This window comes from Microbispora sp. GKU 823, from assembly GCF_002027145.1.
Classification (GTDB): Bacteria; Actinomycetota; Actinomycetes; order Streptosporangiales; family Streptosporangiaceae; genus Microbispora; species Microbispora siamensis.
Map to the genome: position 1 here is coordinate 1 of NZ_MWJN01000039.1, position 24,085 is coordinate 24,085.

At 69.1% G+C, this 24,085-nt stretch carries 17 protein-coding genes; 16 read left to right on the forward strand and 1 reads right to left on the reverse strand.

Going from position 1 to position 24,085, the window contains the following annotated elements; translation table 11 throughout:
• Positions 1 to 151 precede the first annotated feature (151 nt).
• The 4 genes from B1L11_RS21120 to B1L11_RS21135 all read left to right on the forward strand — a co-directional run bounded on the left by B1L11_RS21120 (position 152) and on the right by B1L11_RS21135 (position 4,074).
• A complete protein-coding gene (locus tag B1L11_RS21120) occupies positions 152 to 814 on the forward strand; it encodes an SRPBCC family protein (protein WP_079316080.1) in 663 nt (220 codons plus the stop codon).
• Between the two features lie 144 nt (positions 815 to 958).
• A complete protein-coding gene (locus B1L11_RS21125; RefSeq protein ID WP_143737435.1) occupies positions 959 to 1,762 on the forward strand; it encodes a dienelactone hydrolase family protein in 804 nt (267 codons plus the stop codon).
• Positions 1,763 to 1,982: 220 nt separating this feature from the next.
• The gene (locus tag B1L11_RS21130) at positions 1,983 to 2,843 is read left to right on the forward strand and encodes an EamA family transporter (protein ID WP_079316081.1); all 861 of its coding nucleotides are present in this window, start codon (positions 1,983 to 1,985) and stop codon (positions 2,841 to 2,843) included.
• Between the two features lie 250 nt (positions 2,844 to 3,093).
• Positions 3,094 to 4,074, forward strand: coding sequence for a LacI family DNA-binding transcriptional regulator (locus B1L11_RS21135; protein WP_226873774.1), 981 nt, complete (start codon positions 3,094 to 3,096; stop codon positions 4,072 to 4,074).
• 114 nt (positions 4,075 to 4,188) lie between these two features.
• On the opposite strand, the gene B1L11_RS21140 is transcribed toward B1L11_RS21135, so the two are convergent.
• Complete coding sequence (locus B1L11_RS21140) at positions 4,189 to 7,959, reverse strand: alpha-L-arabinofuranosidase C-terminal domain-containing protein (protein WP_079316082.1); 3,771 nt, start codon at positions 7,957 to 7,959, stop codon at positions 4,189 to 4,191.
• A 254-nt stretch (positions 7,960 to 8,213) separates the two neighbouring features.
• Between B1L11_RS21140 and B1L11_RS21145 the strand changes: the two genes are divergently transcribed.
• From B1L11_RS21145 to B1L11_RS21200, 12 genes are all read left to right on the forward strand, one after another.
• Positions 8,214 to 9,206, forward strand: a complete 993-nt coding sequence (locus tag B1L11_RS21145; RefSeq protein WP_079316127.1) for a LacI family DNA-binding transcriptional regulator — start codon at positions 8,214 to 8,216, stop codon at positions 9,204 to 9,206.
• A gap of 73 nt (positions 9,207 to 9,279) precedes the next feature.
• Positions 9,280 to 10,272, forward strand: a complete 993-nt coding sequence (locus tag B1L11_RS21150) for an ABC transporter substrate-binding protein (RefSeq protein WP_204048857.1) — start codon at positions 9,280 to 9,282, stop codon at positions 10,270 to 10,272.
• Between the two features lie 119 nt (positions 10,273 to 10,391).
• Positions 10,392 to 11,903, forward strand: coding sequence for a sugar ABC transporter ATP-binding protein (locus B1L11_RS21155; RefSeq protein WP_079316083.1), 1,512 nt, complete (start codon positions 10,392 to 10,394; stop codon positions 11,901 to 11,903).
• A complete protein-coding gene (locus B1L11_RS21160; protein ID WP_079316084.1) occupies positions 11,900 to 12,946 on the forward strand; it encodes an ABC transporter permease in 1,047 nt (348 codons plus the stop codon). Before B1L11_RS21155 ends, B1L11_RS21160 begins: the two co-directional genes overlap by 4 nt.
• The gene (gene yjfF / locus B1L11_RS21165) at positions 12,943 to 13,944 is read left to right on the forward strand and encodes a galactofuranose ABC transporter, permease protein YjfF (protein ID WP_079316085.1); all 1,002 of its coding nucleotides are present in this window, start codon (positions 12,943 to 12,945) and stop codon (positions 13,942 to 13,944) included. Before B1L11_RS21160 ends, yjfF begins: the two co-directional genes overlap by 4 nt.
• A 73-nt stretch (positions 13,945 to 14,017) precedes the next feature.
• Entirely contained in the window at positions 14,018 to 15,136 is a 1,119-nt protein-coding gene (gene chvE / locus B1L11_RS21170; protein ID WP_079316086.1) for a multiple monosaccharide ABC transporter substrate-binding protein, read from the forward strand.
• A 50-nt stretch (positions 15,137 to 15,186) separates the two neighbouring features.
• Positions 15,187 to 16,716: a multiple monosaccharide ABC transporter ATP-binding protein gene (gene mmsA / locus B1L11_RS21175; RefSeq protein ID WP_079316087.1), complete on the forward strand. Its 1,530-nt coding sequence runs from the start codon at positions 15,187 to 15,189 to the stop codon at positions 16,714 to 16,716.
• A 5-nt stretch (positions 16,717 to 16,721) separates the two neighbouring features.
• Complete coding sequence (mmsB, locus tag B1L11_RS21180) at positions 16,722 to 17,981, forward strand: multiple monosaccharide ABC transporter permease (RefSeq protein WP_179155259.1); 1,260 nt, start codon at positions 16,722 to 16,724, stop codon at positions 17,979 to 17,981.
• 130 nt (positions 17,982 to 18,111) lie between these two features.
• Positions 18,112 to 19,737, forward strand: coding sequence for a ribulokinase (araB, locus tag B1L11_RS21185; RefSeq protein WP_218671236.1), 1,626 nt, complete (start codon positions 18,112 to 18,114; stop codon positions 19,735 to 19,737).
• On the forward strand, positions 19,734 to 20,393 hold the full coding sequence (locus B1L11_RS21190; protein ID WP_079316089.1) for an L-ribulose-5-phosphate 4-epimerase: 660 nt from the start codon (positions 19,734 to 19,736) through the stop codon (positions 20,391 to 20,393). The genes araB and B1L11_RS21190 overlap by 4 nt, the downstream gene beginning before the upstream one ends.
• The gene (araA, locus tag B1L11_RS21195; RefSeq protein ID WP_079316090.1) at positions 20,390 to 21,871 is read left to right on the forward strand and encodes an L-arabinose isomerase; all 1,482 of its coding nucleotides are present in this window, start codon (positions 20,390 to 20,392) and stop codon (positions 21,869 to 21,871) included. Before B1L11_RS21190 ends, araA begins: the two co-directional genes overlap by 4 nt.
• On the forward strand, positions 21,871 to 24,063 hold the full coding sequence (locus tag B1L11_RS21200; protein ID WP_218671232.1) for an immunoglobulin-like domain-containing protein: 2,193 nt from the start codon (positions 21,871 to 21,873) through the stop codon (positions 24,061 to 24,063). Before araA ends, B1L11_RS21200 begins: the two co-directional genes overlap by 1 nt.
• Positions 24,064 to 24,085: the final 22 nt, after the last annotated feature.

Here is a 24,085-nt window from a genome sequence, read left to right on the forward strand (position 1 = left end):
GGCATCATGGAAGGGCTGCGCCGCCAATCCGACCGTGTCAGGTTCGTGCTGGTGCACCACGAGGAGGCGGCCGCGTTGAGGCCGCGCACCTGGGTTTACGTCCTTCTCTCAGGGCAGGCGTAGGGCAGAGACCCACGAGAGAGGAGAAGGCATGAGCTCGATCGAACAGTCCATCGATGTGAATGTCCCGATCCGCACCGCGTACAACCAGTGGACGCAGTTCGAGAGCTTCCCGGAGTTCATGGAAGGCGTGGAGTCGGTCAAGCAGATCGGCGACACGCGCACCGACTGGGTCGTCGAGATCGCGGGCGTCCGCCGCGAGTTCGAGGCGGAGATCACCGAGCAGCACCCGGACGAGAGGGTGGCCTGGCGCTCGGTGGACACGCCGCGGCAGGCCGGCGTCGTCACCTTCCACCGGATCGACGACAACACGACCCGCGTCACGCTGCAGATGGAGTACGACCCCGAGGGCTTCCTGGAGAAGGCGGCGGACGCCCTGCAGATCGTCCGCATGCGCGTCAAGGGCGACCTGGAGCGTTTCAAGACGTTCATCGAGTCGCGCGGCAGCGAGACCGGCGGCTGGCGCGGCGAGGTCCCGGGCCCGCACCAGCAGGGCGGCACGGGCCTCGGCGGCTCCGGCACGGGCTACGACATCGGCGAGCCGATGCCGCCCCGGACCGTGAACCCCGAGTATCCGCGCGAGACGCCGCTGCCCCCGCCCGGCACCGGCCCGATCCCGCCCGCTCCCGGCACGGGTCCCGTCCCCGGCACCGGCCCGGTGCCGCCGCGTGACACGCCCGGCCCGGTGATCTGATCCACGCGAATAGGCCCGTCTCCCACGACCCGGGAGGCGGGCCTATTCGTTATTCGCGAGAGATCGGAAATTTATTTCGTCCTGATATGATGTGAAATCCGTCTTATAGCCTCACGGGCGTATCCGATGAATACAGCGAAAGGGATGTCGCCCGTGTGTTACGAGCCCGATGCCGTGCCGCCCGTCTACGGTTCTCCGGTCACGACCGTCACGTCCGAGCGTCTCGTGCTGACCTCGGCCGACGGGGCGAGGTTCGCTGCTCACCTGTCCCGCCCCGGGCGCCCGTCCGGTCCCGCGGTGCTCGTCCTGCCGGACAACCGGGGACTGTCGGGATTCTACGAGCGCCTCACAGAACGGCTCGCCGAGCAGGGGCACACCGCGCTCGCCATCGACTACTTCGGGCGTACGGCCGGGACCGATCCGCGCTCCGGCAGCGACTTCCCGTTCATGGAGCACCTGGGCAAGGCGCACAAGGACACGCTGTTCGCCGACATCGCCGCAGGCGCCGCGCACCTACGGGCCGAGGCGAACGAGCAGGTCGTCTCGCTCGGCTTCTGCTTCGGCGGCAGGCTCGCGTTCATGACGGCCCTGCCCGCCTTCGGGCTCGCCGGGGCCATCGGCCTGTACGGATATCCGGACGTGCTGTTCGGCAACCCCGGCCCCACCCAGATGGCGGGCGAGCTGCGCGGGCCGATCCTGGGGTTGTTCGGCGGCGCGGACGAGGGCATCTCCTCCGAGGTGGTGCACGCGTTCGGCGAGGCGCTGGAAGGCGCGGGCGTGGCCCACGAGTTCGTCACCTATCCGGGAGCGCCGCACAGCTTCTTCGAGCTCGGCCGCCCGGAGCTGGCGGAGGCCTGCGCCGACGCCTGGTCACGCATCCTCGGCTTCCTGAAGCGGACAGCCCGAGGCGACCTGACCTCGCCTCGGGCTGCCACGATGCAAGACTAAGCCTTCCGCCTCCCGCCGCGCGCACCGGCACCCCCGAAAGTGCCGAAATGGTGATGCGGCGGGCCGGGCGGACCCGTTACCGTGCCCGCATGACATTGATCGTCTCTCCGCCGCCCGCCCGCTAGCGGGCGGCGCCATCCGGTGAGCCGGGCCTGGGCGGCCCGGCCGGTGGTCCCTGCCCGCCTGCGGGAATCGGGCCCACCTCACTGGAGAGACGTCGATGAACCACGCTCCAGCCCTGTCCGTACGGCAGGGCCTCGTCTACGTGTCCGCCGCCGCGATCGCCTGGGGAACCGGGGGAGCGGCGGGGGCTGTCCTGCACGGCGCGGGACAACTGAGTCCCGTCGCCGTGTCGTTCTGGCGCTTCGCCTGCGGCGCGGCGCTCCTGCTCGCCGTCGCCCGCAGCCGCCCCTCCTGGCGGGCGGTGCTGCTCGTCGGCCCGGCGATGGCGGTATGCCAGGTGGCCTACTTCGCGGCGATCGCCGAGGCCGGTGTCGCGGTCGCCACGATGATCACGATGGGCGCCACCCCGCTTCTGGTGGCGGCCGGTGGCCGCGTCTTCCTGGGCGAGCCGCTGGGCCGCACTGGCCTCGCCTGCGGCGCGCTCGCCGTCGCCGGGCTGGCCATGCTCACGGGAGGCGCGCGGACGGTCACCCCGGCGGGCGCCGGCTACGCGTTGCTGTCGGCGGCGGCCTACTCCCTCGTCACGCTCACGACCCGCCGGATGCCCGCCGACGGCGTGGCCGTATGGGGGTTCGCCGGAGGCGCGGCCTGCCTGCTCCCGCTCGCCGCTGCCGGAGGGCTGATGCCCGCCGGGCACACCGTGACCAACGTGCTGCTGCTCGGCTACCTGGCGGCGGTGCCGACGGCGCTCGCGTACGGGTTGTTCTTCGCGGGGTTGCGCGTCGTCGGCGGCACCACGGCGGCGGTCCTCTCCCTGCTCGAACCTCTCGTCGCCGCCGTCATCGGCGTCGTGCTGCTGGGGGAGCGCATGTCGGCCGTACAGGTGGGCGGGGCGATCGTGCTCCTGTGCGCCCTCACCTGGCTCGCCCGGGGGGAACTTCGCGGCGCCCCGTGTTGACTCACCCCGGGCTAACGCAGAAGCCCGAGGACCTGTTAGCGATACCATGAGCTGGGGGCCTTGCGCGTACGTGGTCACCAGGCGGAACGTTCCTCAGCGGGCTCGTGACGCAACAGTGATCATCACGGTATTGACACGGCTCGCTGTTATCGCAAACAGTCAGGAAACCTGATCCGGAATGAGCGGGGCGCGGCGGATGACGAAGGTCCGGCCTGGAGAGAGCCCGACCGAACGCCCGAAGGCGGCGGTCATGGAGGACGTCGCGGAGCTGGCAGGAGTGTCGGCGATGACGGTGTCGAGAGTGCTGAACGCCCCGGAGAAGGTGCGCCCGGAGACCCGGGCGCGCGTTCTCGCGGCGGTCCGCGAGCTCGACTACCGGCCCAATTCCGCGGCGCGGGTCCTGGTGACCGGCCGCTCGGGCGTGCTGGGGGTCGTCTGCTTCGACACCACCCTGTACGGCCCGGCCTCCACGTTGTTCGGCATCGAGCAGGCCGCCAGGGACAGCGACTACCTGGTCAGCATCGCCAGCCTGCCCGCGCTCAACCGCAGCTGGATCACCAGGGGAATCGACCGCCTGCGGTCCCAGTCCGTGGACGGCGTCATCGTCGTCGCGCCGCACGAGTCGGCCGCCGAGGGGCTCCGGCACCTTCCCCCCGGACTCCCGGTGGTCGACGTCGGCGGAGGCACGGACCTGCCGGTGCCGGTGGCGGCGGTGGACCAGTACGCCGGCGCCGCCCGGGCCACCCGCCACCTGCTCAGTCTCGGTCACCGCACCGTCTGGCACCTGTCGGGCCCGCCCAACTGGATCGACGCGAGCGGCCGGGTGGCCGGCTGGCGGTCGGCGCTGGAGGCGGAGGGCAGGGAGGTGCCCGAGCCGCTGGTCGGCGACTGGACCGCCCACTCCGGCTACGAGATCGGCAAGCGGCTCGCCCGTGAGCCCGACGTGACGGCGATCTTCGTGGCCAACGACCACATGGCGATGGGCGTGCTGCGGGCCCTGCGCGAGACGGGCCGGCGGGTCCCCGAGGACGTGAGCGTCGTCGGGTTCGACGACGTCCCCGAGGCGGCCTACTTCTGGCCGCCGCTGACCACCGTCCGGCAGAACTTCGGCGAGGTCGGCCGGCAGGCGTTCCAGCTCCTGCTGGACCGTATCGCCGGGGTGGAAGGCGAGGCCAGGCGCATGGTGGAGCCCGAACTCGTGGTGAGGGAGAGCACCGGCGTCAGCCCCTGAAAAAGGGGACACATGTGAGGGCGGCGGCAGGCGTGTCCACGCCTGCCGCCGCTCGGGGGGAGCCGCCCGGGGCGCCGGTGCCTGGTGAGATGGCGCACCCCGGGCGGCCGCTTGTTACGGCTTCACCTCCAGCGTCACCGTGGTGGCCGACGGCCGGAAGCGGGCGTCGCCGGAGTAGGAGACGGTGAGCTCGTGCGTGCCGGCCGGCAGGTCGAGGCCGAGTTCGGTCTTGCCCTGGCCGCCGGGGTTGAGCGTCCCCTCGCCGAGGATCGTGGCACCCTCGGACACGGTCATCTGACCGGTCGCGCCCTCCGGGTCCACGCTGTAGTGGACCTGGACCTTCTTGCCCTGCTTCACCTGCTTGGGCGACGCGTGGGCGGTGACGGTCGTGTCGGTCCTGGTGTCCTTGCCGAGGCGGATGAACGTCACCGAGTGGGCCGGGAAGTCGTAGGTGAAGGCGGAGGAGAATCCGCTCACCTCCCGCTCGACCGGGGAGATCTTCGTGGGCTCGGCGAGCGAGTTGACGGCGGCGGGGTCGCCGGTCAGCGAGGTGACGACGGCCTTCGGGGCGATCTTGGCGCCGCCGAGGTCGACCGTGCTGCGCACGGCGGTGTCCTGGACGTTGACGGCCTTGATCACCACGTCGCCGGTGCCGCTGTCCTTCGAGACCACCTGGTAGAGCGGCTCGACGGCGGCGTTGTCGGTGAAGTCGTTGATCTTCTGGCCGTCCAGCCAGGTGGTGATGTGCCGTCCGGAGACCTGGATCTTGATCTTGTAGTCGCGACCGGTCTGGACCGTGGTGCTCGACGTCGCGATCGACGACTTGGAGCCGTTCGTCGCCTTCTCGACGGCCGACTGGGTGTTGTTCCAGCCGCCGATGTTCCACCAGTAGAAGTTGCCGGTGTCCTTCGCACCGAACATCACCAGGAAGCCCTCGGCGCCGCCGGTCTTGCGAGCGGTGACCTCCAGCGTGTAGTTGGACCAGTCGGTCGAGCCGGCCGTGGACCGGGCGTCGGTCACGTTGGCCGTCTGGACGTACGCGCCGTCCTGCACCGCCCACGTCCCCTGGCCGGGGGTCCACTTGCCCGTGCCGTTCGAGAAGTCGTCGCTGAACAGGACCGTGCCGTCGGCCCCGGTCACCTTGACGTCGTCGTAGCGGACCTGCGTGCTCCAGGAGCCGAGTCCGATGGCGCCCTTGATGTCGTCCACGGGCAGCGGGCTCGCCTTGTAGGTGCTCGGCAGCACGGTGTCGCCCACGTTGCGGGAGAACAGGCGCTGCACGTAGTAGCTGGGCGAGCCGTAGACCTGGTCGTTGTCGAACCAGATGAGGTCCGGCGTCCAGTTGACGTAGTCGACGTTGGACAGCAGCGGCGCGTACGACGCCAGGTCGACGACGTCGGAGTTGCGCTCGATGCCGGTCAGGTACGACGCCTCGGTCAGCGCGTTCCAGTACGTGTTGCCCTTCGAGGCGTACTCGCCGACGAACACGTGCGGGCCGCTCCGGTCGTAGGTGTCGTAACGGTGGTTGTTGGCCAGGAACCAGCTCGGGTCGTTGTAGTAGTGCTCGTCGACCAGGTCGGCCTTCTGGTCACGGGCGAACTGCCACATCCGGTCGAACCAGGAGCCCTGGGACGTCTGGCCGGCGTTCGAGAGGATCTTGATGTTCGGGTACTTGGCCCGGATCGCGTTCGCGAACTTGGGGAAGTTCGTGAAGAACTCGGTGTAGATCTCCTCGTTGCCGAGGCCGATGTACTTGAGGTCGAACGGCTTGGGGTGGCCCATGGCGGCCCGCTTGGAACCCCAGGTGGAGTCGGCCGGGCCGTTGGCGAACTCGATCAGGTCGAGCGTGTCCTGGACCCACCGCTGGAGCTTGGCCTCGTCGGTGAGCGGCCGGTTCTCGTTGCAGCCGTTGACGCCCACCGACAGCACCGGCAGCGGCTCGGCGCCCAGGTCCTCGGCGAACTGGAAGTACTCGTAGTAGCCGATGCCGTACGTCTGGTTGTAGCCCCAGAAGTTGAAGTTCGTCGGCCGCTCCTCGACCGGGCCGAGCGTCTCCTTCCACTGGTAGATGCGGCGCCGGTCCTGGTTGAGCGAGTACGGGTCGTAGGTGCCGACGTTGGTCACGCAACCGCCGGGGAAGCGCAGGAACCGCGGCTTGAGCGCGGCGATCGTCTCGGCGATGTCCTTGCGCATGCCGTTCTGGCGGCCCTTGAAGGTGTCCTCGGGGAACAGCGAGATCATGTCGAGGTCGACCCGGCCGGTGCCGCCGGCCAGCACGACCAGGCGCGCGGCGTCCGTGGTCTCGTTCGCGGTGATCGTCGCGGTGTACTTCTTCCAGTCGGCCGACTGGACGTCGATCGTGGCGGTGCCGTACACCTTGGAGCCGTCCGTGCTCTCGACGGACGCGGTGATCGGGCCGCCGCCGGTGCGCCGGGCGAACAGCGACAGGTCGTAGGTCTTGCCGGCCTGGACCGCGATGCCCTTGTTGAAGCCGGCGTTGCTCACGCCGTAGCCGGCGCCCGGGTTCGTGATGTCCAGCCGCAGGAAGTTGCGGTTGTTGCTGTTCAGCGGCTGGTCGCCGGACACCGCGGCCGTGCCGGTCGCGCCGCCGCGCCCGACCTTGGTCCACGCGGTCAGGCCGTTGTAGTTCCGGTTGTCGACCGAGTTGAACTCGAAGGACCGGTTCTGCACGAGCTCGGCGTACAGGCCGCCGTCGGCCGCGTGGTTGATGTCCTCGTAGAAGATGCCGTACAGGTTGGGGCTGACCTTGGTGCCGGCGGCGGTGGTGTCCACCTTGAGCTCGCCGACGTCCTTGGCGTAGCCCTCGACTTGGAACTTCGTCCCCTGCGTCGTCGTGCTCTGGCCTGTGGCGACGAGTCTGCCGTCGCTGACCGCGATCCGCCTGTCCCCGGCCGACAGGTACACCTTGCCGCCGCCGGCGTCACGGAGCTGGAACGCTCCAGCCGTGGAGCCGAGGCGCACCGTGGAGTCGTCGGCGACCTGCAGGTAGCCCTTGCCGCTCAGGTCCTTGAGCGCCACCGTGCCGTCGCCCTTGTCCTCGGCGGTGACCGCGAGGCTCGTCATGGCCTGGGCGTCGGAGGCGACGACCTGCCCGTCCTTGTCGGCCGACAGGTACGGCGCGGAGCCGGCCGCGCGCAGCGTGAACGCGCCGGACGGGACGATCGCCTTGCCCTCGGCCGCCTTGACCGCGAAGTAGTCGAAGTCGGCCGCGATCGGCGTGCCGTTCTGCGCGGACAGCGCGAACAGGCCGACCTGCTTGACGTCCAGCGCGGCGGTGACCTTGGACGCCTGCACCCAGGCCGAGCCGTCCCAGTACGACGAGGTGAACTGGTTGCCCGACCTCGCCAGCTTGAGGATCTCCCCCGTGGATCCGGAGCGGCTCGCGAAGGCCGCGGTGAAGGCCGCCTTCACTTCGGTGTCGGTCTCGATGACGTTGCCCCCGGACGAGCCGACGTGCGCGAGACCGGCGCGGACGTAGTTGTCCCAGTCCTGCCAGGCGAAGATGCCGGCGCTCTGGTAGTCCAGCGCGACCGGGGCGCTGAATTTCGTGACGACCTCGAAGTCCCCGGCGGGGACGTCCATGAGGAAGATGTTCTTGGCCGAGTTGTCGGTCTGATAGGTGTCGCCCTTCAGCGAGTGGATCCGCAGGCTGCCGGGCCGCTCGCTCAGGGACCACTGGGTGTTGTCGGGGTTGAGAACCTGCCAGTCGGGACCGAGCGCGGCGGCGTCGAACTGGTCGACGGCCGCGCCGGCGGGGATCGGGTCGGTGGTTTCGGCCTGAGCCGGCGCGGTGGAGAACGCGCCGCTCACCACACCGCTCGCCAGGGCCGCCGACAAGGCCAGTGACCAGGCCTTTCTGCTCATTCGGGGGGCTCCTCCGGTTTCTGTTAGCGTTAACATCACGAGGTGGTCGCGAAGTGAGCGCTAACAAGCTGGATTCGGCCACCAGTTAAGGGCCATGCGGCATGTCCGTCAATAGGACGTTAACGCGATGTTTCGGTGTGACCGGACCGTAATCGGCCACCACCTTGACGGCGGGTCGTGTTAACGCTCACAGTCTTCCCAAGCAGTTGAGAGGAGCGCCAGTGGGACCCAACGTCGACCGCCGCCCGCCCGTCATGGCCGACGTGGCCAGGCTGGCCGGAGTGTCGCACCAGACGGTCTCGCGGGTGCTCAACGACCATCCGAACGTCCGCGCCGAGACCCGCACCCGGGTCATGCGGGCCATCGACCAGCTCGGTTACCGCCGCAACCTCGTCGCCCGGGCCCTGGTCACCAAGCACTCGCGCACGCTGGGCGTGGTCAGCTTCGACACGACGCTGTACGGCCCGGCGAGCACGGTATACGGAATCGAGCAGGCCGCGAGGGACGCGGGCTACTTCGTGAGCATCGTGAGCCTGCGGACCATCGACAGGGCCGGCGTGAACGACGCGATCGGCTACCTCGCCGAGCAGGGCGTGGACGGCATCGTCGTCGTCGCCCCGCAGCGGTCGGCGGCCCGGGCGCTCGACGACCTGCCGGCGGGCATGCCCGCCGTGGCCGTCGAGGGCTGGCATCAGGGCGAGGTCTCCGTGGTGAGCGTCGACCAGGTCGAGGGCGCCAGGCTGGCGACCTCGCACCTGCTCGACCTCGGGCACGAGACCGTCTGGCATGTCAGCGGCCCGGCGGACTGGCTGGAGGCCGAGGGCCGGATCGAGGGCTGGCGCGCGGTGCTGACCGCCGCGGGGCGGCCCGTCCCCGGCATGCTGACCGGCGACTGGAGCCCCCGATCGGGCTACCACGCCGGCAAGGAGCTCGCCGCCATGGCCGGCGACGTCACCGCGGTGTTCGTCGCCAACGACCAGATGGCGCTCGGTCTCCTGCGCGCGTTCACGGAGGAGGGGGTGAAAGTCCCCGAGCAGATCAGCATCGTGGGCTTCGACGACATCCCTGAGTCGGAGTTCTTCTCCCCGCCGCTCACCACCATCAGACAGGACTTCGGGGCCGTAGGCAGGCGCAGCATCGACGTGCTGCTCCGGCAGATCGAGTCGGGCGAGGCGTTGCCCCATGAGCGTCTTGTCGTGCCTCCCCAGTTCGTGCTCAGGGGAAGCACGGCCGTCGCCGCGCGCTAGCCGTACGGAAACACATTGATGACCAGCGCTGTGCCGTAGGTGTTAGCGCTAACAGTTAGAAAGGATCCCCACAGTGTTGAAGAGGATCTCGGCACTGATCCTGGCCGGTGCCACGGCCCTGACGATGGCCGGTTGCAGCAGCAGCAGTGGCGGCAGCGGCGGTTCGTCCGGCGGTGGCGCCGACGACGGAAAGCTCGTGATGGGCTTCGCCCAGGTCGGCGCGGAAAGCGGCTGGCGCACCGCCAACACCAAGGACATCCAGGAGTCCGCCAAGGCGGCCGGCATCGAGCTGAAGTTCTCCGACGCTCAGCAGAAGCAGGAGAACCAGATCAAGGCCATCCGCTCCTACATCCAGCAGAAGGTCGACGTCATCGCCTTCTCGCCGGTGGTGGAGTCGGGCTGGGACACCGTCCTCAAGGAGGCGCAGAACGCGAAGATCCCGGTCATCCTCACCGACCGGGCCGTGGATTCCAAGGACACCAGCCTGTACAAGACCTTCCTCGGCTCCGACTTCGTCGAGGAGGGCAAGAAGGCCGGTCAGTGGCTGGTCGACCAGTACAAGGACAGCAAGGACGACGTGAACATCGTCCAGCTGGAGGGCACCACCGGCTCCGCGCCCGCCAACGACCGCAAGGCCGGCTTCCAGCAGGTCATCTCCGCCGACCCGAAGTTCAAGATCATCGCTTCGCAGAGCGGCGACTTCACCCGGGCCAAGGGCAAGGAGGTCATGGAGGCCTTCCTGAAGTCCAACCCCAAGATCGACGTGCTGTACGCGCACAACGACGACATGGGCCTCGGCGCCATCGAGGCGATCGAGGGCGCGGGCAAGGTCCCGGGTAAGGACATCAAGATCATCACGGTCGACGCGGTGCACGACGGCATGCAGGCTCTCGCCGACGGCAAGATCAACTTCATCGTCGAGTGCTCCCCGCTGCTCGGCACCCAGCTCATGGACCTCGCCAAGAAGGTCGTCAAGGGCGAGCAGGTGCCCCAGCGGGTGGTCACCGAGGAGACCACCTTCACCCAGGAGCAGGCCAAGGAGGCCCTGCCCAACCGCAAGTACTGATCGGATTCCGGGCCGCCCCCGCCGCGGGGCGGCGCCCATGACGACGAGACACGAGGATCGAGCGATCCGGAGGAGTGCGCGCTCCGATGGTGAGCGGGAGACACAGAGAGGGGCGCCGCATGGCCGCACCCGCGCCGATCCTGCGGATGAGCGGGATCGGCAAGCAGTTCCCCGGCGTGAAGGCACTGGACGGCGTCGACTTCCGGCTGCTTCCGGGCGAGGTCCACGCGCTGATGGGGGAGAACGGCGCAGGCAAGTCCACCTTGATCAAGGTGCTGACCGGCGTCTACGACATCGACGCAGGCGAGATCGAGCTGGAGGGCCGGCCGGTCGCCTTCTCCAGCCCCCTCGCCGCGCAGCAGGCGGGCATCAGCACCGTCTACCAGGAGGTCAACCTCTGCGCGAACCTGTCGGTGGCGGAGAACATCTTCATCGGCCGTGAGCCCCGCCGGCTCGGCCGCATCCAGTGGAAGGCGATGCGCCGCCGGGCCGCGGAGATCCTCGCCCGGCTCGACCTCGACCTCGACGTGTCGGCGCCCCTGTCGTCGTACTCGCTGGCGATCCAGCAGATGGTCGCGATCGCGCGGGCCGTCGACATCGACGCGAAGGTGCTCATCCTCGACGAGCCCACCTCCAGCCTCGACGCGGGCGAGGTCGCCCAGCTCTTCCGGGTGATGCGCAGGCTCAAGGAGCAGGGCATCGCGATCCTGTTCGTCTCGCACTTCCTCGACCAGATCTACGAGATCTCCGACCGGATGACGGTCCTGCGCAACGGCACTCTCGTGGGGGAGTACCTCACCAGCGAGCTGAGCCAGGTCGAGCTGATCGGCAAGATGATCGGCCGCGAGCTGGCCGACCTGGAGAAGCTGGAGGAGCGCCCGCCGGCCCGCGAGGGCGCCCCGCTGGTGGAGGCCGAGCAACTGGGCCGCACCGGCGCCATCCAGCCGTTCACGCTCACCATCCACGAGGGCGAGGTCGTCGGCCTGGCCGGGCTGCTCGGTTCGGGCCGTACGGAGATCGCCCGGCTGCTGTTCGGAGCCGACCACGCCGGCACCGGATCGCTGAAGATCGGCGGCGAGCAGGTCAACCTGCGCACGCCCCGATCCGCGGTCTCCAGGAAGCTGGCCTTCTGTTCGGAGAACCGGCGGGCGGAGGGACTGATCCCCGACCTGACGGTCCGGGAGAACCTCATCCTCGCCCTGCAGGCCGCCCGCGGCTGGACCCGGCCGATCCCACGGCGCAAGCAGGACGAACTGGTCGAAAAGTACATCGCCGCGCTGAACATCCGCCCGGCCAACCCCGACCAGCTCATCAAGAACCTCAGCGGCGGCAACCAGCAGAAGGTGCTGCTGGCCCGCTGGCTCATCCTGGAGCCCCGCCTGCTCATCCTCGACGAGCCCACCCGCGGCATCGACGTCGGCGCCAAGGCCGAGATCCAGCGTCTCGTCGCCGAGCTGTCGGACGGCGGGATGGCCGTGCTGTTCATCTCCGCCGAGCTGGAGGAGGTGCTGCGGCTCAGCCACAAGGTCGGCGTGTTGCGCGACCGCCGGCTCGTCGCGGAACTGGACAACGACGAGCGCCTGACCACCGACACACTGACGGAGACGATCGCGAGCGGAGCCCGATCATGAGCCGGATCCTGAAGCACCGACTGTTCTGGCCCCTGGTCATCCTGGTCGCGCTGCTGGCGCTGAACCTCTTCTTCACGGACAACTTCTTCAAGATCCAGATGAAGGAGGGGCACCTCTACGGCAGCCTGATCGACATCGTCCGGTTCGGCGCGCCGCTGATCCTGGTATCGCTCGGCATGACGCTGGTCATCGCCACCAGCGGCATCGACCTGTCGGTCGGCTCGGTCGTGGCGATCGCCGGCGCGCTGGCCTGCCTGCGCATCAGCGGCCTGTCCGACCAGAACTCCGTGGGCGGCGTGCTCGGGGCCGTGGGCCTCGCGCTGGTGCTGTCGGTGGTGCTCGGCGCGTGGAACGGCTTCCTCGTCGCGGGCATCGGCATCCAGCCGATCATCGCGACGCTGATCCTTATGGTCGCCGGGCGCGGCCTGGCCCAGCTCATCACCGACGGCCAGATCACCACCGTCAACAGCTCGCCGTACAAGCTGATCGGCGGCGGATACTGGCTGACGCTGCCGTTCGGGATCATCATCGTGGCGGTCGTGCTCGCGCTCACCGCGTTCCTCACCCGGCGCCTGGCGCTCGGCCTGCTCATCGAGTCGGTCGGCGGCAACGCCGAGGCGAGCCGCCTGGCCGGCATCAGCGCCCGCGGCGTGCTCATGACGGTGTACGCGTTCTGCGGGCTGTGCGCCGGCATCGCCGGACTCATGATCAGCTCGAACGTCTCCAGCGCCGACGGCAACAACGCCGGCCTGTGGATCGAGCTGGACGCGATCCTCGCCGTCGTCATCGGCGGCACCCCGCTGTCCGGCGGCCGCTTCTCGCTGAGCGGCACCGTGCTGGGCGCCCTCATCATCCAGACGCTGACCACCACGATCTACTCGATCGGCGTCCCGCCGGAGACGACGCTGCTGTTCAAGGCGCTCGTGGTGACGATCGTCTGCCTGATCCAGTCCCCGGCCTTCCGCGCGAAGGTGTTCCACCGCCGCAGGCGCCCGATCGCGGCGCGCCCGGCGGCCGAAGAGAAGGTGAGGGTCTCGGCATGACGAGCATCACCGGCCTGCGGGACCTCCGCCGGCGTACGGTCCCGCCGAAGTACATCCCTGTCCTGGTGACCGCGGGCCTGTTCGTGGCGATGTTCGTGGCGGGCGGCATCCGCTACGACAACTTCGCCACCGGGCAGATCATCCTCAACGTCTTCATCGACAACGCCTTCCTGCTGGTCGTCGCGGTCGGCATGACGTTCGTGATCCTCACCGGCGGCATCGACCTGTCGGTCGGCTCGGTGGTCGCGCTCGCCACGATGCTGAGCGCCAGCCTGCTGAAGGACGGCTGGCCGGCGTACGCGGTCATGGCCCTGGTGCTGGTGATCGGCGCGGTGCTGGGCCTGGCCATGGGCGCGATCATCCACTACTTCGAGATCCAGCCGTTCATCGTCACGCTGGCCGGCATGTTCCTCGCCCGCGGCCTGTGCTACACGATCAGCACCGAGTCGATCCCGATCGAGAACCAGACGTTCACCGACATCGCCCAGACGCGGATCAACCTCGGCGGCGACCTGTCGGTCTCCCCGAGCGCGGTGATCGCGGTGGTGGTCGTGCTGATCGCGGCGTACGTGCTGCACTACACCCGGCTCGGCCGCAACGTCTACGCGACCGGCGGCAGCGAGCAGTCGGCCCTGCTCATGGGTCTGCCGGTGGCCCGTACGAAGATCGCGGTCTACACGATCAGCGGCTTCTGCTCGGCCCTCGGCGGCCTGCTGTTCGCCTTCTACTCGCTGTCGGGCTACGGACTGAGCGCCGTGGGCATGGAGCTGGACGCGATCGCCGCGGTCGTCATCGGCGGCACGCTGCTGACCGGCGGGAGCGGCTTCCTGCTCGGCACCGTGCTCGGCGTGCTCGTGCTGGGACTGATCCAGACGATCATCAGCTTCGAGGGCACGCTCAGCTCGTGGTGGACCAGGATCTTCATTGGTCTGCTGCTCTTCGTCTTCATCCTCCTGCAGCGCGTGTTCTCGGGGGGCTCGCGCCGCCGAACTCCTTGATGTGCGGAAAAGTCCTATCCCTTCTATCGGCCGCATCCAGTTGTGCGGCCACCCCCCAACCAAGGAGATGCATATGAGGTTGCTACGAATCGGGGGCGTGGTGTCCGCCATCGCGCTCGCCGCGACCATGACGGCCTGCGGCTCCAGCCAGAAGACGGTGGACGTCGAGGCGTCCGCGTCCTCCGCGGCCGGCAACGCCGGGGCCCTGATCGGCGTCACCATGCCGACCAAGTCGTCGGAGCGCTGGATCCACGACGGCGACAACGTCAAGCAGCAGCTCGAGGCCCTCGGCTACAAGGTGGACCTCCAGTACGCCGAGAACGACATCCCCACCCAGGTCAACCAGATCGAGAACCAGATCACCAAGGGCGCCAAGCTCCTGATCATCGCCTCGATCGACGGCACCGCGCTCACCTCGCAGCTGCAGGAGGCCGCGGACAACAAGATCCCGGTCATCGCCTACGACCGGCTCATCCGCAACAGCCCGAACGTCGACTACTACGCCACCTTCGACAACTTCAAGGTCGGCGTGCAGCAGGCGACCTCGCTGCTGAAGGGCCTCGGTGTCGACAGCGGCAAGAAGGGCCCGTTCAACGTCGAGCTGTTCGGCGGCTCGCCCGACGACAACAACGCCACCTTCTTCTGGAACGGCGCGATGTCGGTGCTCAAGCCGAAGATCGACGACGGCACGCTGAAGGTCAAGAGCGGCCAGACCGACTTCAAGCAGGCCGCCATCCTGCGGTGGGACCCCGCCACGGCGCAGAAGCGCATGGAGGACATCCTCACCAAGACCTACACCGGTGACGCCAAGGTCGACGGCGTGCTCTCGCCGTACGACGGGCTGTCCATCGGCATCCTGTCGGCGCTCAAGAGCTCCGGCTACGGCACCAGCGGCCAGCCGTACCCGGTCGTGACCGGTCAGGACGCCGAGCTGGCGTCGGTCAAGTCGATCATCGCCGATGAGCAGTACTCCACCATCTTCAAGGACACCCGCAAGCTCGCGGAGCAGACCGTGAAGATGGCCGACGCGGTGCTGAAGGGCCAGAAGCCCGAGGTGAACAACACCACGGACTACAACAACGGCAACAAGGTCGTTCCGTCGTACCTGCTGGACCCGGTGATCGTCGACAAGGACAACTACAAGGAAGTCCTCATCGGCAGCAACTACTACACCGAGGACCAGCTCAAGTAGGGATCCGGGCCCGGGGAGGAGTCCCCGGGCCCTCCCTGAGCGGGGGGCACATGACCGAGCACATCTTGCGGATGAGCGGGATCACCAAGACATTCCCCGGGGTGAAGGCCCTGCAGGACGTCAACCTGGCGGTCCGGCGCGGTGAGATCCACGCGATCTGCGGCGAGAACGGCGCCGGCAAGTCGACGTTGATGAAGGTGCTGTCCGGGGTCTATCCCCACGGCCAGTACGAAGGCGAGATCACCTTCGAGGGCAGGCGCTGCGAGTTCGGCGGCATCCGCGACAGCGAGCGCGCCGGCATCGTCATCATCCACCAGGAGCTGGCGCTGTGCCCGCAGCTGTCGATCGCGGAGAACATCTACCTCGGCAACGAGCGGGCCACGCGCGGCGTCATCGACTGGAACCGCACCAACTACGAGGCCGGTGAGCTGCTGAAGCGGGTCGGCCTGCGCGAGAACCCGACGACGACGGTCGCCGACATCGGCGTCGGCAAGCAGCAGCTCGTGGAGATCGCCAAGGCGCTGTCGAAGGAGGTCAGGCTCCTCATCCTCGACGAGCCGACCGCGGCGCTCAACGACGAGGACTCGGCCCACCTGCTCGACCTGCTGCGCGGGCTCAGGGACGAGGGCATCACGTGCGTGATCATCTCGCACAAGCTCAACGAGGTGACCGCGATCGCCGACTCCGTCACGATCCTCCGTGACGGGCGCACGATCGAGACCCTGGACATGGCCGCCGACTCCGTGACCGAGGACCGCATCATCTCCGGGATGGTCGGCCGCGCCCTCGACAACCGCTTCCCGCCGCGCACGCCGGCGATCGGCGAGGAGGCGTTCCGCATCGAGGACTGGACGGTCTACAGCCCCAGCCAGCCCGGCCGGAAGGTGGTCGACGGTGCCTCGCTCACACTGCGCCGTGGTGAGATCGTGGGCCTGGCCGGGCTGATGGGCGCCGGCCGCACCGAGCTGGCGATGAGCGTGTTCGGGCGGACGTACGGGGTCCACATCTCCGGAAGGATCTTCAAGAACGGCGAGCCGATCGAGATCCGCACCGTGCAGGACGCGATCAGGCACGGCGTCGCCTACGCCACCGAGGACCGCAAGAGGTACGGCCTCAACCTCATCGAGGACATCAAGCGCAACATCAGCGCGGCCTGGCTCAAGGGCCTGTCGAGGCGGGGCTGGGTCAACGAGTACGAGGAATACCGCGTCGCCCAGCAGTTCCGCGCGAGCATGAACATCAAGGCGCCCGGCGTCGACAGCGTCGTCGGCAAGCTGAGCGGCGGCAACCAGCAGAAGGTCGTGCTCTCCAAGTGGATCCTGACCGAGCCGGACGTGCTGATCCTCGACGAGCCGACCCGGGGCATCGACGTCGGCGCCAAGTACGAGATATACATGATCATCAACCGTCTGGCGGAGCAGGGCAAGGCCGTGCTGGTGATCTCGTCCGAGCTGCCCGAGCTGCTCGGTCTCTGCGACCGCATCTACACGCTCTCGGAGGGGCGCGTCACCGGTGAGGTGCCGCGCGAGGAGGCCACGCAGGAACGCCTCATGTATCTCATGACCAAGGGACAGGAGTAGCTCGCATGAGCAGCATCACGCCCGCCGACGTGGAGGTCGGCGCCAAGGGCGGCGGGGGAGCGCCGGGGCGGCCGGGCCGGGTGTCGCTCGGCGGGCTGTCGCTCAACCTGCGCTCCAGCGGCATCTACATCGCCTTCGCGCTGATCATCGTGTTGTTCTCGGTGCTGACCGACGGCGCACTGCTGCAGCCGCAGAACATCTCCAACATCATCGTCCAGAACTCCTACATCCTGATCCTCGCGATCGGGATGATCCTGATCATCATCGCGGGGCACATCGACCTGTCGGTCGGCTCGGTTGTCGCGGTCACCGGCGCGCTGGCCGCGGTGCTCATGGTGAACATGGGCGTGCCCTGGCCGGCGGCCCTGCTGATCACGCTCGTGGCAGGCGCGCTGATCGGGGCCTGGCAGGGGTACTGGATCGCGTACTTCGGCATCCCCGCGTTCATCGTCACGCTGGCCGGCATGTTGCTGTTCCGGGCGCTGACCCTCACCGTCCTGGGCAACCAGGGCATCGGCCCGTTCCCCGACCAGGTCCGCACGCTGGCCAACGGCTTCACCGACGGCTGGCTGGGCAACGTCGGCCTCGGCCCGCTCGGGGGCGCCGACCTGTTCAGCCTGCTGGTCGGCATCGTCGCGATCGCCGGCATGGTCCTCGCGCAGTGGCGCACGCGGAGCGCCCGCAAGGGCTACGGCCAGGCGGTCGACCCCCTGGTGCTGTTCGCGCTGAAGATGGCGGCCGGAGCCGCGCTGATCCTCTTCCTCGTCGTGCAGCTCGCCCGCTTCAAGAACCTGCCGTGGGTGCTCGTACTGCTGGCGGCGCTCGTGCTGGCGTACTCGCTGATGGCCAACCGCACCGTGTTCGGGCGGCAGATCTACGCGATCGGCGGGAACCTGCAGGCGGCCGTGATGTCCGGCGTCAAGGTCAAGTCGGTGGTCTTCTGGATCTTCGTCAACATGGGGGTGCTGTCCGCGATCGCCGGCGTCATCTTCGCCGGACGGCTCAACCAGGCGGGTCCCACCGCGGGCAACAGCTTCGAGCTGGACGCTATCGCCGCGGCCTTCATCGGCGGCGCGGCCGTGCAGGGCGGCGTGGGCAAGGTGGTCGGCGCGATCACCGGTGGCCTGATCATGGCGGTGATCAACAACGGCATGTCGCTGATCGGCTCGCCCAGTGAGCGGGTCATGCTCGTCAAGGGCGCGGTGCTGCTCGCCGCGGTGGCGTTCGACGTGTGGACCAAGCGCAGGGCCGGCACCGCACGCTGATGGCCGCAGACATCGATGGAAACCGGTTTCGGGCCGCCGGCCGCATCCGCCGGCCGGCGGCCCCCGCTCCGGGTGTGGCCGGCACAAGAGCCTCTGGAGGTTGAGTGTGAACGTTAACAGTGACCGCTACGTGGTCGGTGTGGATTACGGAACGTTGTCAGGCCGCGCCGTGGTGGTGCGCGTGAGCGACGGCGCGGAGCTGGGCAGCGCCGTGCACGAGTACGCCCACCGCGTGATCGAGGACGCGCTGCCCGGCTCCGGCGTCCGCCTCGGACCGGACTGGGCCCTGCAGTCGCCGGCCGACTGGATCGACGTGCTGCGCAACGCCGTGCCGAAGGCCCTGGCCGACGCGCAGGTCGCCGCGGAGCAGGTGGTCGGCATCGGCACGGACTTCACGGCCTGCACGATCCTGCCCGCCACGGCCGACGGCCACCCGCTGTGCGAGGAGTTCCCCGAGCGGCCGCACGCCTGGCCGAAGCTCTGGAAGCACCACGCGGCGCAGCCGCACGCCGACCGCATCAACGCGCTGGCCGCCGAGCGCGGCGAGGCGTGGCTGCCGCGGTACGGCGGCAAGATCTCCTCCGAGTGGGCCTTCGCCAAGGGCCTGCAACTGCTGGAGGAGGACCCGGAGCTGTACGAGCGGGCCGACCGCTGGATCGAGGCCGCCGACTGGATCATCTGGCAGCTCACCGGGGTGGAGACCCGCAACGTCTGCACCGCCGGGTACAAGGCCGTCCACCAGGACGGCGCCTATCCGTCCGAGGACTTCCTGGCCGCGCTCAATCCCGCCTTCTCCGGGTTCACCCGGAAGCTCGGCCAGGATCTCGCTCCGCTCGGCGGCCTCGCCGGTCACCTGACCGCGCGGGCCGCCGAGTGGACGGGACTGCCCGAGGGGATCGCGGTGGCGGTCGGCAACGTCGACGCCCACGTCACCGCGGCCGCGGCCGACGCCGTGCGGCCCGGCCAGATGGTCGCCATCATGGGCACCTCCACCTGCCACGTCATGTGCTCCGACCAGCTCGCCGAGGTTCCCGGCATGTGCGGCGTGGTGCGCGACGGCATCGTCCCCGGGCTGTGGGGCTACGAGGCGGGCCAGTCCGCCGTCGGCGACATCTTCGGCTGGTTCGTGGACAACTGCGTGCCCGCGTCGTACGCCGAGCGGGCGGCGGAGGCGGGAGTCGGGCTGCACGAGTACCTGACCTCGCTCGCGGCCGAGCAGAAGGTGGGGCAGCACGGGCTGGTCGCCCTCGACTGGCACGGCGGCAACCGCTCGGTCCTGGTCGACCACACCCTGTCCGGCGTCATCGTCGGGCAGACGCTCGCCACCCGCCCCGAGGACGTCTACCGCGCGCTCATCGAGGCCACCGCCTTCGGCGCCCGCACGATCGTGGAGACGTTCGAGGCGGCCGGGGTGCCGGTCGAGGAGTTCGTGGTCGCCGGCGGCCTGCTCAAGAACCGCTTCCTCATGCAGACGTACGCCGACGTGCTGCGCCGCCCGCTGTCGGTGATCGGCTCCGACCAGGGGCCGGCCCTCGGCTCGGCCATCCACGCCGCCGTCGCGGCGGGCGCCTACCCCGATATCACGGCCGCCGCGGCGGCGATGGGCAAGCGCGAGGCGGCGGCGTACGTGCCCGACGCCGAGCGGGCCGACGCCTACGACCGGCTGTACGCCGAATATCGCAGGTTGCACGACCACTTCGCGGACGGCGAGATGCTCCACCGGCTCCGCGCGATCAGGAACGAGGCCAGCGCATGATCGATGAACTTCGCAGGGAAGTCTGCCGGCTCCACGCCGAACTGGTGCGATACAACCTCGTCGCCTGGACGGCCGGCAACGTGTCGGGCCGGGTGCCGGGCGAGGACCTGTTCGTCATCAAGCCCAGCGGGGTGTCGTACGACGACCTGACCCCCGAGTCCATCGTGGTCTGCGACCTCGACGGCAACCTGGTCGAGGGCGACCTGTCCCCGTCCAGTGACACGGCCGCGCACGCCTACGTCTACCGGCACATGCCGGAGGTCAACGGGGTCGTGCACACCCACTCCACGTACGCCTCGGCGTGGGCGGCGCGCGGTGAGGCCATCCCGTGCGTGCTCACCGCGATGGCCGACGAGTTCGGCGGGGAGATCCCCCTCGGGCCGTTCGCGCTCATCGGCAACGACGACATCGGCAAGGGGATCGTCGCGACCCTGACCGGGCACCGCTCCCGCGCCGTGCTGATGCAGAACCACGGCGTGTTCACCATCGGCGAGTCGCCGAAGGCGGCCGTCAAGGCCGCCGTGATGTGCGAGGACGTCGCCCGCACTGTGCATGTCTCCCGGCAGCTCGGTGAGCCCCTGCCGATCGCGCAGGGCGACATCGACCGCTTGTACGACCGGTATCAGAACGTCTATGGACAGAGGAGTCACCTGTGAAGCTATGGTTCCTGACCGGTAGCCAGGGCCTGTACGGCGAGGACACGCTGCGGCAGGTGGCCGAGCAGTCCCGGCGCATCGCCGAGCAGCTGGGCGAGGCGTTGCCGTTCGAGCTCGAGTGGCGGCCCGTGCTCACCGACGCGGCGGCCATCCGCCGCGTGTGCCTTGAGGCCAACGGTGACGACGACTGCATCGGCCTGATCGCGTGGATGCACACGTTCTCCCCGGCCAAGATGTGGATCGCCGGCCTGGACGCGTTGCGCAAGCCGCTGCTGCACCTGCACACGCAGGCCAACGTGGAGTTGCCGTGGAGCTCCATCGACATGGACTTCATGAACCTCAACCAGGCCGCCCACGGCGACCGTGAGTTCGGCTACATCCAGACGCGCCTCGGCGTGCCGCGCAAGACCGTCGCGGGCCACGTGAGCGACCCGGCGGTGGCGGCGCGGATCGCCACCTGGGCCCGCGCCGCGGCCGGCCGGGCCGAGGTCGGCTCGCTGCGCCTGGCCCGCTTCGGCGACAACATGCGCGACGTCGCCGTGACCGAGGGCGACAAGGTCGAGGCGCAGCTGCGGTTCGGGGTGTCGGTGAACACCTACGGCGTCAACGAGCTGGTCGAGGCCGTGGACGCCGCCGCGGACGCCGACGTGTCCGCCCTCGTCAAGGAGTACGAGGACCTCTACCGGATGGCCCCCGAGCTGCGCGCGGGCGGGGAGCGGCACGAGTCGCTGCGGTACGCGGCCCGTATCGAGCTGGGCCTGCGGCACTTCCTGGAGGGCGGCGGCTTCAAGGCGTTCACCACGAACTTCGAGGACCTGGGCGGGCTGCGCCAGCTTCCCGGCCTGGCCGTGCAGCGGCTCATGGCCGAGGGCTACGGCTTCGGCGGCGAGGGCGACTGGAAGACCTCGGTGCTGCTGCGCACGCTCAAGGTCATGTCGGCGGGCCTGCCCGGCGGCACCTCGTTCATGGAGGACTACACCTACCACCTCACCCCGGGCGAGGAGCTCATCCTCGGCGCGCACATGCTGGAGGTCTGCCCGACGGTCGCGGCGGACACCCCCTCGTGCGAGATCCACCCGCTGAGCATCGGCGGCAGGGAGGACCCGGTGCGGCTGGTGTTCGACGCCGCCCCCGGCCCCGCCGTGGTGGTCGGCCTGTCCGACATGGGCGAGCGCTTCCGGCTGGTGGCCAACGAGATCGACGTGGTCGCCCCGCCCGAGCCGCTGCCCGCCCTGCCGGTCGCCCGTGCCGTGTGGCGGCCCCGGCCCGACCTGCGCACCTCCGCCGAGTCGTGGATCACGGCGGGCGCCCCGCACCACACGGTGCTCTCCTCTGCCGTCGGGTCCGAGGAGCTGACCGACTTCGCCGACATGCTCGGCGTCGAGTTGCTCGTCATCGACGAGGCGACCACCTCCCGCCAGTTCACCAAGGAACTGCGGTGGAACCAGGCCTACTATCGGCTCGCGCAAGGATTTTGATGGTAAGAAAGCTCGTGATGGGCGGCCTGGCCGCCCTCACACTCGGAGCCGGGGCACTCGTCCCGTCGGCCGCCTCGGCGGCGGACGAGGGCCTCGCTCTCTGGTACAAGCTCGACGAGACCTCCGGCACGGTGGCCTCCGACTCCTCGGGCAACGGCAGGAACGGCACGCTCAACGGTGACGCGAGCTGGGGCGACGGCCTCCGGCTCGGCGGCACGAACGGGTACGTCAAGGTGCCCGACAACCTGATGCGCGGCATGACCTCGATCACGGTCGCGCTCGACGTCTGGATCGACCCCACGCAGGCCACGCCGTACTTCGTCTACGGCTTCGGCAACTCCAGCGGGTCGAACGGCAACGGCTATCTGTTCACCACCGGCAACACCTTCCGCACGTCGATCGCCTCGGGCAACTGGTCGACCGAGCAGAACGCCAACGCCGGCGTCAACCTCCCGCGCGGCGGCTGGCAGCACATCGCGTACACGCTGGGCGGCGGCGTCGGAGTGCTGTACCAGAACGGCGACGAGGTGGCCCGCAACACCGCCGTCACGCTCACCCCGGGCTCGATCGGCGGCGGCACGACCACGGCCAACTACATCGGCCGCTCGCTCTACTCGGGCGACAAGTACCTCAAGGGCAGGGTCAAGGACTTCCGCGTCTACAGCCGGGCCCTCGGCGCGGCCGAGATCGCCCAGCTCGCCGGACCGGTCAACGCCGAGATCGTCAAGCAGGACGCGGCGGCGCTCGACCTTGGCGACACCGGTGCGGTCCGGTCCGACCTGACGCTGCCGGCCAAGGGCGCGTCCGGGTCCACGATCACCTGGGCCTCCAGTGACCCGTCCGTCGTCAGCACGACCGGCGCGGTCACCCGGCCGCCGGCGGGCGCGGCGGACGCGCACGTCACCCTCACCGCCACGCTCACCAAGGGCACGGCGACGGAGGCGAAGACGTTCGACGTCACCGTCGAGGCGATCTACACCGACAAGCGGGCCGTGGAGACCGACGCCGGCAAGCTCGTCGTCCACAACATCGACGACGTCCGCGGCAACCTGACGCTGCCGACGAAGGGCGAGAACGGCACCACCATCACCTGGCGGTCCAGCAAGCCGGACACGCTCAGCGAGACCGGCGAGGTCAACCGGCCGCAGCCGGGCGCCAACGCCGTGAAGGTGAACCTCAAGGCGACGATCTCGCGCGGCGGACACCAGGCCGTGCGGATCTTCAAGCCCGAGGTGCCGGCGCTGCCCGTCAAGGAGCCGTACAAGGGCTACCTGTTCGCCTACTTCACCGGTGAGGGCTACTCGAACGGCGAGCAGATCTACAACGCGCTGAGCAAGGGCAACGACCCGCTGCACTGGCAGGAGCTCAACGGCGGCCGCCGGTCGTCACCTCCGACGTCGGCGAGAAGGGTCTGCGCGACCCGTTCGTCATCCGCTCGCCGAGGCGACCGGTTCTACCTGATCGCCACGGACCTCAAGATCTACGGCAACGGCGACTGGGACCGCGCGCAGCGCAGCGGCAGCCGCTCGATCATGGTGGCCGAGTCGACCGACCTGGTGCACTGGACGAACCAGCGGCTCGTCCAGGTCTCCCCGCCGGAGGCCGGCAACACGTGGGCCCCGGAGGCGTACTACGACAAGACCCTCGGCGCGTACGTGGTGTTCTGGGCGTCCAAGCTGTACGGCAACCCGCAGCACACGGGGGACACGTACAACAAGATGGTGTACGCGACGACCCGCGACTTCTACACCTTCTCGGAGCCGAAGATCTGGAAGGACCCGGGCTACTCGGTCATCGACTCGACCGTGATCGAGCACAACGGGACCTACTACCGCTTCACGAAGGACGAGAGGAACAACTCCTCCTCCAGCCCATGCAGCAAGTACATCATCGAGGAGAAGTCCACCTCGCTGACCAGCACGAACTGGGACTTCCTGAAGGAGTGCATCGGCTCCGGCGCGCTGTCGCGCGGTGAGGGGCCGACGATCTTCAAGTCCAACACCGAGGACAAGTGGTACCTGTTCATCGACGAGTACGGCGGCCGCGGCTACGTGCCGTTCGAGTCGACCGACCTCGAGAAGGGCGACTGGACCGTCCCGGCCGACTACCAGCTTCCGAGCCGCCCGCGTCATGGCACGGTGCTGGGCGTCACGCAGGCCGAGTACGACCGGCTGCTCGCCGCTCTCGGCTGATCCGGGCCCTCGGCTGATCCTG